Annotated in this window: 10 protein-coding genes and 2 other annotated features; of the genes, 1 reads left to right on the forward strand and 9 read right to left on the reverse strand. The window is 42.3% G+C overall.

The window, feature by feature from the left end:
• The 4 genes from EHS13_RS28370 to EHS13_RS28385 all read right to left on the reverse strand — a co-directional run bounded on the left by EHS13_RS28370 (position 1) and on the right by EHS13_RS28385 (position 2,444).
• Positions 1–501, reverse strand: a complete 501-nt coding sequence (locus EHS13_RS28370; RefSeq protein ID WP_155703605.1) for a MogA/MoaB family molybdenum cofactor biosynthesis protein — start codon at positions 499–501, stop codon at positions 1–3.
• A gap of 25 nt (positions 502–526) precedes the next feature.
• Positions 527–1,024, reverse strand: coding sequence for a cyclic pyranopterin monophosphate synthase MoaC (gene moaC, locus EHS13_RS28375; protein ID WP_405083522.1), 498 nt, complete (start codon positions 1,022–1,024; stop codon positions 527–529).
• Between the two features lie 20 nt (positions 1,025–1,044).
• Positions 1,045–1,662 carry a 5-formyltetrahydrofolate cyclo-ligase gene (locus EHS13_RS28380; protein WP_155703606.1) on the reverse strand — a complete coding sequence of 206 codons (618 nt, stop codon included), beginning with the start codon at positions 1,660–1,662 and terminating at the stop codon, positions 1,045–1,047.
• 92 nt (positions 1,663–1,754) lie between these two features.
• Positions 1,755–2,444, reverse strand: a complete 690-nt coding sequence (locus EHS13_RS28385; RefSeq protein ID WP_227014067.1) for an endonuclease/exonuclease/phosphatase family protein — start codon at positions 2,442–2,444, stop codon at positions 1,755–1,757.
• A gap of 185 nt (positions 2,445–2,629) precedes the next feature.
• On the opposite strand from EHS13_RS28385, the gene EHS13_RS28390 reads away from it, so the two are divergent.
• Positions 2,630–4,558, forward strand: a complete 1,929-nt coding sequence (locus EHS13_RS28390) for an ABC-F family ATP-binding cassette domain-containing protein (protein WP_155703608.1) — start codon at positions 2,630–2,632, stop codon at positions 4,556–4,558.
• A 299-nt stretch (positions 4,559–4,857) separates the two neighbouring features.
• On the opposite strand, the gene EHS13_RS28395 is transcribed toward EHS13_RS28390, so the two are convergent.
• The 5 genes from EHS13_RS28395 to EHS13_RS28415 all read right to left on the reverse strand — a co-directional run bounded on the left by EHS13_RS28395 (position 4,858) and on the right by EHS13_RS28415 (position 11,556).
• The gene (locus tag EHS13_RS28395) at positions 4,858–5,118 is read right to left on the reverse strand and encodes a metal-sensing transcriptional repressor (protein WP_155703609.1); all 261 of its coding nucleotides are present in this window, start codon (positions 5,116–5,118) and stop codon (positions 4,858–4,860) included.
• 373 nt (positions 5,119–5,491) lie between these two features.
• The gene (locus EHS13_RS28400; RefSeq protein WP_155703610.1) at positions 5,492–7,036 is read right to left on the reverse strand and encodes a 2-isopropylmalate synthase; all 1,545 of its coding nucleotides are present in this window, start codon (positions 7,034–7,036) and stop codon (positions 5,492–5,494) included.
• Between the two features lie 99 nt (positions 7,037–7,135).
• Positions 7,136–7,422: a binding site (T-box leader), on the reverse strand.
• Between the two features lie 84 nt (positions 7,423–7,506).
• Positions 7,507–7,765: a binding site (T-box leader), on the reverse strand.
• A gap of 38 nt (positions 7,766–7,803) precedes the next feature.
• Positions 7,804–9,717, reverse strand: a complete 1,914-nt coding sequence (locus EHS13_RS28405) for an ADP-ribosylglycohydrolase family protein (RefSeq protein WP_155703611.1) — start codon at positions 9,715–9,717, stop codon at positions 7,804–7,806.
• A gap of 24 nt (positions 9,718–9,741) precedes the next feature.
• Positions 9,742–10,617: a carbohydrate ABC transporter permease gene (locus EHS13_RS28410; RefSeq protein ID WP_155703612.1), complete on the reverse strand. Its 876-nt coding sequence runs from the start codon at positions 10,615–10,617 to the stop codon at positions 9,742–9,744.
• A gap of 39 nt (positions 10,618–10,656) precedes the next feature.
• Positions 10,657–11,556: an ABC transporter permease gene (locus EHS13_RS28415; protein ID WP_227013559.1), complete on the reverse strand. Its 900-nt coding sequence runs from the start codon at positions 11,554–11,556 to the stop codon at positions 10,657–10,659.
• Positions 11,557–11,623 lie beyond the last annotated feature (67 nt).

Raw genomic sequence — 11,623 nt, forward strand, 5'->3', positions numbered from 1 at the left:
TTAAGTGTTTTCGTTGTGATCCGGTTGATGACCTGTGAGTATATTCAGTGCATGTGGAAGCTGATCCATAATCGCTGCTAAGCTTTCATTAACTCCCTTAGGACTTCCCGGCAGATTAATAATCAAGGATTGTCCGCGAATCCCGGCAACGGATCTAGATAACATAGCTCGTGGACTTTTCAGCATAGCGGTCATTCGCATCGCTTCAGCAATTCCTGGAACAAGACGATCAATGACCTGCAAGGTTGCCTCAGGTGTTACGTCGCGTGGTGATAAGCCCGTACCGCCTGTAGTTAGCACTAAATCGGCTTGATAATAATCAGTCATTTCAATTAATGAGGCCATAATTTCTTTGATTTCATCAGGAACGATCCGGTATTCGATAATTTCGCCTTGAAGCTCCTCTTCAACCAACTCACGAATAACTTGTGCACTGGTATCTTCTCTTTCACCTTTGAACCCTCGATCACTTGCTGTGAGAATCGCAACCTTCCACCGCATGCATCATCTACCCCCTTATCATCCATTAAATGATTTCTCGCTGATAATCGCCGTTTTTGCCGCCTGTTTTAGTTAGCAGTATTGTGGGTCCTATAGACATTCCTTTTTCTAAAGCTTTACACATATCATACACTGTTAACGCCGCAGCGGATACAGCAGTTAATGCTTCCATCTCAACGCCCGTTTGTCCGGTTGTTTTTACAGTTGCTTCTATATATAACTCATCCACCCCATTATCGGAAAATTGCACGTCCACACCTGTTATTGGAAGCGGATGGCACATTGGGATCCAATCGGATGTTTTCTTAGCCGCCATAATTCCAGCAATTTGGGCAACAGCGAGTACATCGCCTTTTTTAATCTGTCCTTGCTTAATCGCTGAGAGTGTTGTGGGCAGCATAACTACCTTAGAAGCTGCTACCGCAATCCGCTTATTGCTAGCCTTGTCTGAAACATCCACCATATGTGCACGACCTTGGTCGTTAAAATGTGTAAAATCCGTTTTCTCTTCGATCAGATTCACCTCTATGCTTTCTTACGGAATTAGATAGCTCTGGTTTCGGATATAATTAGATCTACCGCGAGGTCATGCTTCTCACACGGCACCTCTTCGACAATTTGCAAATCCATGGCGAGTGCAAGCTTGTATATCCTTACGTTCCGCTCATCCATGCTTTGCAGAAACTTATCGTAATAACCACCACCATAGCCTAAACGCGCTCTTTTCATATCGAAAGCTAGCCCTGGGATCAGCATGTAACCTTGATACAGCGAGTAATCAACAATACGAGTATCGGCTAATGGTTCCAGTATGCCCCAAGGTGGCTGCGGCTGCAGATCATTAACTCCGTTAATATAATGAAAATTTAGTGCTTTAAGACTAGACTGCACCCGAGGTGCGGCTACTGGAATCCCTTTTTGCCAACACCATTCTATAATCGGCATGATGTTAAGCTCATCTCGAAAGGGTATGTAAGTGTATAAAATATAATTTTTCTGCAACTCTAAACTCCATTTTAATTGAAGATGTTCTATCGCACGTTGACAAATAATCTCGGATTTTTGTAATCGCATATCATTTTCTAAGGACGAACGTTCTAAGGAGATAAGCTTGCGCAATCGAGCTTTTTGCTCAATGATTGAAGATGAGCTCGAAGACATTTCAAGCGCTCCTTTACTTAATGGGATTAAATATTCCGCAGGTTCTTTTCCTATATTTTAGCATAAACTTTCTTATAACGAAACGTACCCAGCTACTTCAGAAAATCGGGCAATTCTGCAAGAACTGCATGATGATCGGACGCAACCGTTTCCTGCACCCAAGCTCGTGAATCCCGGCAACCTTTATTAGTAAAAATATGATCGATTTGCTTGCCATTCTGCATAGTCGCTTGAGGCCGCGGTAGTCTTATTCTATGCCACTTGGGGTCGATTATTTTCATAGTAGCATTAGATGGTTCCATATTAAAGTCCCCTAAAACAATCGTTGGCATAGACAGCTCGTTTATTTTTTCGCATAAAATTGGCATTTGCCATTTATATTCTTGAGCAAGAACACCTAGATGCGTATTAACAATAGTGAATGAAGATTCAAGCTCGTTCGGACTTTGAGCTCCGCTCAGTTTAATATTGGCAATGAGGATGCTTCTTCGCTCTAATCCACCATCCATATTAAAAATCGTTTTAGATGCGATAGGCCACTTGCTAAGAATCGCATTACCATATTGACTAAAACCAAAATTCAAACTCGGTGAGTAACAACTAAACATACCTGCACCTTTAGCCAGAATAGTGACTTGATCTCGAAAATAACTACGAGGCTGAAATCGATCTACTTCCTGCAAGGCAACAATATCTGCTTCGGACTTAAGAATTTCTTTAAGGATACGGCCTAGGTCTGTTTTACCATCCAAACCTTTGCCATGATGTATATTAAAGGTCATTACTTTCAACACAAACCTCCACTCTCTGACAAGCGATTGACGATTACCTTATTTTATTTTACATGATTATACGATCAATCGCACTTTTGTTGAAATCCATACGTGAATGTTGCTGTAAATTCATGTATCATTAGAAGAAGATTAGTTAAACGATTACATTCTTATACGGAGGCTTTCATTAAATTATGTTACTACAAGCATCGAATATATCCAAAAGCTACGGGGTTCAGTCCGTTATATCGAATATAACTATGCAAGTCCAAGAACGAGATCGCATTGGTTTGGTTGGTGTTAATGGAGCTGGAAAATCGACCTTTCTACAAATTATTTCCGGGGAAATGTCGTATGATAGCGGCGATATTTTTAAATCGAAGGAAACTCGAATCGGTTATCTCGCCCAAAACAGCGGGCTGAATACGAACCGTTCCATTATAGCTGAGATGCGAGAGGTATTCTCCGCTTTGCTTACCGTTGAGGCAGAGCTTCGACTTTTGGAACAAAAGATGTCTGAGCCTGAACTTCTAGACAACTCCAAGCTCTATGAAGAAACGATGAACCGCTATGCTTTGCGTTCGGAATGGTTCCGTGAACAAGGCGGCTATGAAATCGAGACGAGAATCCGCAGCATTCTGCATGGCATGGGTTTTGGTGCCATCTCTTCGGATACGATATGCAGCACATTAAGCGGAGGGCAGAAAACAAGGCTCGCACTTGCCAAAATGTTACTGCTGCAGCCAGAGCTTCTAATGCTGGATGAGCCTACCAATCATCTCGACATCCCTACTTTAACCTGGCTGGAGGACTATCTCCGCTCTTATCCAGGTGCTATTCTCGTTGTATCTCATGATCGCTATTTTCTGGATGCATTAGTCACCACTATATATGAAATTGAACGACACGGCTCGCAGCGTTATACAGGCAATTATTCACGGTTTATCGAAATTAAAGCAGCAGATTATGAAATTCAAATGAAGCAGTTCGACAAGCAGCAGGGTGAAATAGCCCGTATGGAACAGTTTGTTGAGCGAAATATTGTGCGTGCCTCGACAACCAAGAGAGCGCAAAGCCGGCGCAAAGCCTTGGACAAAATGGACCGAGTGGACAAACCTATGGGTGATTTAAAGCGAGCAAACTTTGCCTTTCAAATTGAACAAGCTACCGGTAAGGATGTTCTGCAGATTAACGAGCTTGCATTTGCTTTTCAGAGTGCACGTCCTTTGTTCCAGCATGTTTCCTTTCAGCTTTCTCGCGGAGATACTGCCGCACTAATCGGTCCTAATGGAATTGGAAAATCAACGATTCTCAAAATATTAATGGAGCAGCATTCACAAAGCAAGGGAACAATCAAATGGGGAGCCAATGTAAAGATTGGTTACTATGATCAAGAACAAGGTACTTTGAATCCCCAATCCAATGTGCTAGATGAAGTTTGGAGTACTTACCCACATTTAGAAGAAGCACGAATTCGGACAGTTCTCGGTAATTTTCTATTCAGTGGTGAAGATGTATTCAAGAAAATATCCGCTTTGAGCGGCGGTGAGAAAGCCCGGGTTGCGCTAGCTAAACTAATGCTGTTGAATGCAAATGTACTTATTCTCGATGAGCCAACCAATCATTTGGATCTTTATAGTAAAGAAGTCCTTGAGGCTTCACTCCTAGATTACGACGGCACGTTACTCTTCATATCTCATGATCGTTATTTCCTCAATAAAATGGCGGAACGTATTCTAGAATTAAGCCCCTCTGGAGTTGATGCTTTTCTCGGGAACTATGATGATTATGTAGAAAAGAAGCTGGAAATCGCCGAAATGCAAGCGGAACGTTTGGCTGCGGCTGCTAAGAAAGCTGGTCAAGCTGCTGTTGAAAAACCAAGTGATTATGAAGCAGATAAGCTTGCCAAACGCGAAGAACGCAGCAAGCAACGAAAAGTAGAGCAAGTAGAGGCAGATATCGCCCGTGTAGAAGCTGAGGTCAGTGCTTTAGAGCATGAACTAACTTTACCTGGTGTATTTAATGACTATCTGCTAGTGCAGGAGAAGAATGTGAGTATTGAGGCTAAGAAGCTTGCCTTACAGCGTTTCTATGCAGATTGGGAAGCTTTGTTGGCGGAGTAAGGTTAATACAGAATGGATTAATGTAGTGAATTTAATTTGTTAGAGAAATAATTTCGCTATTAGACACAACATTTTCCTTATAAATGTTTCATTACATTGTTTCTCAGCAAAATACAGAAAGACTGGCGTTATTAACGAATCTTCTTCGCTAATAACGCCAGTTTTTCGTTATCTCCTTTGGGTCCAAGCTAAGTTGACCTCATTAACGAAATTCATGTATGAAATAACGCAAAACCTTCCTTAGCCAGCAATTAAATCCTTGTAATAGTTAAGATAATTAATCATTAAAAAACAATTCCTTATTTACTTTTAACAAACAAATCAATAGCTTCTTCCACTGCTTTCCCCGTATTGCCACCTGAGGTAATCTTTTGAATAACTGCCGCTTCCAAGTGGGTGGCTACAATAGTAGCAATTGTCTTATCCACAGCACTCCGAACGGCACTTAATTGGGAAACAACATCCTTGCAGCCTTTTTCGTTTTCTATCATCTTTAATATACCTGCAACCTGTCCTTCGATACGACGCAACCGCTTCTTTACTCCATCTGGATAAATCATTGGACACCTCCCCCATCTTCTTAATTTTAGTATAACAAAAGATCGGGAATTTCGCTTCTCTAGCTGAAATCCTTGTCCATAAGTCGGAATAACTATAATTCCGAATTTATATCGACAATTTATTTGTCCACAGACTTATCCACACTAATCACAGGTAAAATTGGCATGTTTTCTAGCAAATTTTAACGAAAAAAGTCGATTATCCCCGTTATCCACATTTGCTATGAAAAACTTATTCTTTGTTTACAATTCCTTAATCTTAGGCTCCGCGCGCTTTTGCAAATCTTATCCCCACTATTCACAGGGTCTGTGGATAACTTGATTTAAACTAAAATTCACAGTCACCAGGGACTATATACCTACGTTTGTGAAACTATATCTGTGGAACAATTTCCAGCGTTTTGTGAATGGCTTGATTGCATGCAGCAAGATAAGCTTTGGCTGCAGCAAAGGCGATATCTGTATCTATCCCATTAGCGATAAACATATCTCCTTTTACTTCAATAGTCACTTCAGCTTCTCCCTCAGCTGCTTCACTTGAAGATTCGCCATTGTACATCGAATGGACTTCTAGTTCCACAAGCCTAGCCTCAAAAGGCATTGCTTGCTTGATACACCCAATTAAAGCCTCAACCGCTCCTGCACCAGCAGCAGAGCATGAATAGGTCTTACTTGTGCGAGTATCATACAAGGTAATGATAGCCTCACGTTTACGATCGCTCCCCGACACAACCTGCATATCTTGGATCTCGAACGCTTCATGAGAGGGGTGTGCGGGATCATCCAGCAGCATGACAAGCTCAGCATCTGTGACGATTTTTTGTGTATCAGCTAGTACTTTGAATTTTTCATAAAGCGGCTCAAGCTGCTGGTCATTAATAACTATACTTAGCTGGCTAAGGCGATGTTTAATTGCATGACGACCGGAGTGCTTACCTAGAATAATCATTTTGCGCGGAATCCCCATTTGAATAGGATCCATAATTTCATAGGTATTCCGATTCTTAATCAAACCATCCTGATGGATACCGGCTTCATGCTGGAAGGCATTACGACCCACAATCGGTTTATTCAAGGCTATTGGAAAATTCATTTCTCTACGCACCATACGTGATGTCGCATAAATTTCTTGAAGCTGGATCGAGGTTTCTACTCCAAGTGTCAGCTTTCTCGTTTCCAAAGCCATAACCAGCTCTTCAAGCGAACAATTACCTGCACGCTCCCCAATACCATTAACAGTCACTTCCACTTGCGTTACTCCTGCTTGAATAGCTGCTATGCTATTGGCAACGGCCAGCCCCAAATCATTATGGCAATGGGCACTATATTCCACACTATTGCCGCCTCTTACCCCTTGGCGGACTCGTGTGAATAACCTGCCATATTCCTCAGGCAATGCGTACCCTACCGTATCGGGAATATTAATAATAGTTGCACCCTCCGCTATGACCGCCTCAACGACTTGGTGAAGAAACTCTTCACCTGTACGCGTAGCATCCATCGGTGAGAATTCAATCCGATCCACGAATTGCTTGGCATGGGCAACCATTCTCCGCGCGATTTCTACGACCTGTTCACGGGATTTACGAAGCTGAAAATCCAAATGAATATCGGAGGAGGAGAGAAACATATGAATTCTTCGTTTCTCAGCATCCTGAGTAGCTTTAAGCGCAGAATCAATGTCCTCTCGAACAGAACGGGCAAAGCCGCAAATTTCTATCCCCTGCATTTCTCTTGAAATCTGCTGTACAGCTGCGAATTCTCCCGGACTTGAAATTGGAAAGCCAGGCTCCAGCACATCTACCCCTAGCTTAACAAGCTGTCTGGCTATGCGAATTTTCGCTTCTGGCGAAAGTGAAGCTCCTGGTGCCTGTTCACCATCTCGTAGGGTTGTATCGAATATTTGTATTTTTTTCATCGGAATCATCCTTTTTAGTTTAGTTTTTTAAGAACACAAAAAGCCTGCCGTCTCCAACACATTTAATCAGCAATAATCGATAAATTGCCCTTAAACGTATCAAGAGACGACAGGCTATAATAGCCCACGCGGTACCACTCTCGTTGGCTTGAAGCTTCCGCTTCAAACCCACTCATGTCCGAAGCATTCGTCATAAACAACGAAGATTCGGCGCACCTTATAACGGAGGTTAACCGTACTGGCTTACTAACATGAAGGAGCTCTCGTCATGCCGTTCAGCCTCAATGCTCCCAGGCGAGCTTCAGATTTTCCTTCGGCTGCGTCGCACCAACCCGCAGCTCTCTGTACGAAAGCTAATTCCTACTGTTCCTGTTCATCACTATCTGATATGGGGCGGAGAGAAACTAAAAAAGACCCATCATCTCCTATGCAGACAACACACAACCATAAATCAGTTGTTAGATATCAGCGTAAGAGACGACAGGTCTTAACCATCGCGGTACCACTCTTATTGGTTCAGCTTTCGCAGAACCCACTCGTTGCAATCCTTGGGGATTGCTACCTGATCACGGGGGTCAACCGTCAAAACGTACTAATAAGAGCTGAGGACTCTTAGCTTCCGCTTTACCGCTCATAAGTGAGTTCAGGGAGTTCCTTGACTGCGTTGCACCAACCCGCAGCTCTCTGTACGAAGGAATGATCCTTACTAATCCTAATCATTGCGTTATCGTTTTGTAGAATTGATTATGATTATAGTATGCAAAAATTCAGTTGTCAATACTACTAGCCAAATCTACGTACCAATGTGTAAAATTGGGCTCCTGCATAAAAGGAAGATCACCTCTTAAACCAATGCTGAATTCGAAATTATTATCAGAGCGGACAATTTTGAAAATAAACTGGTTGCGACCCCGTTTTAGCTTGATCGGCACATCATTATTGTAGGGCATCCACATCGTGTGCTCTTTGGCTTCACTCGTTAATTGCCCATTCAACCAAAACTTATAGGCATCATTATTGCCAATAACCGCATAAGCATCACGAGCCACTGGACTAATAATATTATGCACAAGATATAAACAAGATTGCCCACGATGAGAGAAAATCTCGTTCAATGCCAACTTATCTGTATGGAAATTCACATAAGTCCCAGCAGTCTGCTCCAAGTCAGCAAAATTTTCATCTATATAAGCTTTATCTATGTTAATAAAGTTGTTAAACCAGGCTCTGCCCGCAGGCTTGCCATTCAGATAGGGATTCACCTCACCATGAATTTGTGTATCATAGCTATCCCAAAATGGACCAATTACCTTCATTCGCACTGCTCCAGAAAAGCCAAAGCTTCTTTCAGAAAACAATGTTTCACCATCATTCCAAGATAAACTGACAACATTTTTTTGAGGAAAAGCGATCAATTTTTCATGAACAGAAAAATGCAGCTGTAATTTCAACTCCCCACCCGATTCAACCGTCAAAGGAATACTACTGCTCTCACATAACAAACTCTCTGGCAATCCAATACTTAAAACACCAGCTACACCAACGCTGCTCCGATTAAAAACAACCACTTCGACATCAGCCGTTTCTCCAAATCCAATCGAAGGGTTACCCAGATAAATGACCTCAAGAGAGTATAGTGGAATAGCGGGTGCTACTGGTAAAGATGGCTCTATATGCTGAGGAATCTCAGTTATCTTAACCGCTACTAACCCATCGCGAATCAATGATAACCCCGCTTTACATGTATCCTCAGCCAAATCGCTGATCAACATGGAACGGCGGTGCAAATCGAACCACATTACATACTCTGCCCCCATTTTATCCAGCCACACTTGAGGAATTGAATCTCCACCCAATATTTGCCCCAAAATTGCACCCGAGGTTGCAGCCGTACAGTCGGTATCATAACCACTATTGACAGCAATGAGCATGGTATCCGTAAAATCTCCGCGCCCAAACAACAAAGCCAATACGGTAAACCCAACATTTTCTACGCAATGGGAGGCATCAGGAGAGCCATAATTCACTAAAATTTCTCTTCTTGTATCCATCCAGGTCACTCCCGCATTAAAACGGTCAATCACAAACTGAATACACTGTGCAACAATAGAATCTGCCGGGATTAACGCCAACCCTTTAGCAATTAACTCAAAAATATCCGTCTCAAAAAACGCCTCCGCCTCAAGCGCAGCAAAGAACTGTTCCCCATAAACTGATTCCGTATCATGATCCAATACACCATCTTTATACGCATATTCAGCGGCAAGCTGGGGATTACCCGGACATACAAAGCCCCAAATTTCCGAACGGATCGGACAGCCCATTGAATTTTTAAAGAATTCATTGTTGAAATGGCCAGAATAAGGCGGGGCAATACCCAGACGATAGTTTTTCACGAAATACCCATACTCATTAAACGGATACCAGCAATATTCAAGCCAGGCATCTGCTAAATCACGACTTTCCAGACGTGCCCCCTTTTGCTCCAAAACCTGAAGCCAGAGGATCTGCAAATCAAGATCATCATTCGGTGGAATTTCTGCAGGAAACACATTATCCAGCGTAAAGGTCATCAGCTCCCTGTTGCCTTCCATCGCAGCTCCAATGGTGCCGCCAATACATTTTCCAATCCAGCCGCCATGAACCTTGTTAAAATAATCAGCATAACTAATCGATAGCATTCTATGTCTCCTTTTCAATCTTAACTAACCTTTAACCGCACCAAGCATGATACCCTTGACAAAAAACCTTTGCAAAAACGGATAAACGATAAATATCGGCAAAACCACTATCATCGTAATCGTCATGCGAATCGAGGTGGGTGTGACCTTTATTTTTGACAAATAATTCGAATCTGTGGCATGGGAAGCCGCGCTTTGATCATTAAGAAACGTAAGCAACAGCAGCTGCAAGGTCTGAAAGCGCGAAGCCGGATTCAAGAAGAAGTTGTCTACCCATGAATTCCAGTGCGTCACCGCTTGGAAAATCGCTACAGTTGCTAGGATCGGCGCGGAGAGTGGCAAAATTATTCTAAAAAAGATATCAATGTAGCGCGCACCATCAATCATCGCAGACTCTTCAAGCGCAGGCGGCAATTGCTCAAAATAAGTTTTAATCAGAATCACATAAAACGGCACAATAATTAACGGAAGAATATAGGCCATAAAATTGTTAGTCAGATGCAGTGACTTCATGGTGATATACCAGGGAATCAGATTGGGGCTAATGTACATTGTCACTACAACCATGCGGTACATGAGCTTGCGAAATGGCAGAATCTCCTTACTCAAACCATAGGCAAACATCGCACAGCAGAATACGGTCAATATTGTTCCGATTACTGTTCTAGCTGTTGATATATATGCAGCATGCCAGATATTGCTTTGTTTAAAAATCGTCATATAATTCACAAAAGTTATGTGAGTCGGGAGCAGCAAAACATCCCCTTTAATCACATCCATAGGATTGCTGATCGATTGAATAAAAATCAGGTAAAACGGATAAAACGTCACCACTCCGACCAGGAAGAGCAGCGATAAATTGATAATGTCAAAATATTTGGCACTTAGTGCTTTCGGCATAGCGTTGCCACCTCTTTCTATCGACTAGCTTTGCTCATTTTAGATAATGGAACGTCCCAGGACTTTTTTGGAAAATAGATTAACTGAGAACAGCAGCAGCACACTGACCACCGTTTTAAAAATACCAACCGCAGTTGAAAACGAGAAGTCAAGCTGAACCAAGCCAAGTCGATAAGTATAAGTATCCAATACCTCAATCACATCGTGAATCAACGGATTATGAAAGACGTAATACTGTTCGAACCCAGTCGAAACGAGATTTCCAATTGTTAAGAGTAAAATAACGATAAATGTCGGCATAACTCCCGGTATGGTAATGTGCCATATTTGCTTGAGCCGTCCCGCTCCATCCACCTGTGCAGCATGGTACAGCTCCTGATCCAGATTAGAGATAGCTGCAATATATATGATTGCCGTCCAGCCCATACTTTTCCATAAAGACGCAAAGGTTTGCAAAGCCCAGGTCCAATCAGGATCACCTAAGATATCAATCGGGCGGTTTGTGAAAAAAAGCTGGTTAATCAAGCCATCATCCACAGAAAGAAAGGTGAAAAACATCGAATAAACAATGATCCACGATACAAAGTAAGGGAAGGAAGAAATGGTTTGGATAAACCTTCGCAACCAGCCAATCTTCACCTCAACTATCATAATGGCAAGGATGATCGGCAAAGGCGTTGTCAATAAATTCAGAAAGCTGAGTACAAGTGTATTGCGCATCACCATCAGAAACTGCGAATCTCCGGCAAACAGCTCGATAAAATATTTAAATCCAGCAAACTTCGATTCAAACAAGCTGACACCTGGAGAGTAATCAAAGAAGGCAATACTCCAGCCCCATAGTGGAACATAACTAAAAATCAATACCAATACGAAGAAAGGTACCGTCATCAGCAGCAAAGAAATCACATTGGAAGATAGCCTCTTTTTCGTTTTCAAATTTGTTTCACACCCTTCAAGTCTATGTATTTATCATAACGATTTCTGGGTGGTGGGGCATTCCATA

Origin of the sequence: Paenibacillus psychroresistens (assembly GCF_009728935.1) — a bacterium.
Lineage (GTDB): Bacteria > Bacillota > Bacilli > Paenibacillales > NBRC-103111 > Paenibacillus_AC > Paenibacillus_AC psychroresistens.

What these genes read in the sequence shown, in the direction of transcription:
- EHS13_RS28370 (WP_155703605.1), bottom strand. Translation starts at nt 501, where the DNA reads ATGCGGTGGAAGGTTGCGATTCTCACAGCAAGTGATCGAGGGTTCAAA.
- EHS13_RS28380 (WP_155703606.1), bottom strand. Translation starts at nt 1,662, where the DNA reads ATGTCTTCGAGCTCATCTTCAATCATTGAGCAAAAAGCTCGATTGCGC.
- EHS13_RS28385 (WP_227014067.1), bottom strand. Translation starts at nt 2,444, where the DNA reads ATGACCTTTAATATACATCATGGCAAAGGTTTGGATGGTAAAACAGAC.
- EHS13_RS28390 (WP_155703608.1), top strand. Translation starts at nt 2,630, where the DNA reads ATGTTACTACAAGCATCGAATATATCCAAAAGCTACGGGGTTCAGTCC.
- EHS13_RS28395 (WP_155703609.1), bottom strand. Translation starts at nt 5,118, where the DNA reads ATGATTTATCCAGATGGAGTAAAGAAGCGGTTGCGTCGTATCGAAGGA.
- EHS13_RS28400 (WP_155703610.1), bottom strand. Translation starts at nt 7,036, where the DNA reads ATGAAAAAAATACAAATATTCGATACAACCCTACGAGATGGTGAACAG.
- EHS13_RS28405 (WP_155703611.1), bottom strand. Translation starts at nt 9,717, where the DNA reads ATGCTATCGATTAGTTATGCTGATTATTTTAACAAGGTTCATGGCGGC.
- EHS13_RS28410 (WP_155703612.1), bottom strand. Translation starts at nt 10,617, where the DNA reads ATGCCGAAAGCACTAAGTGCCAAATATTTTGACATTATCAATTTATCG.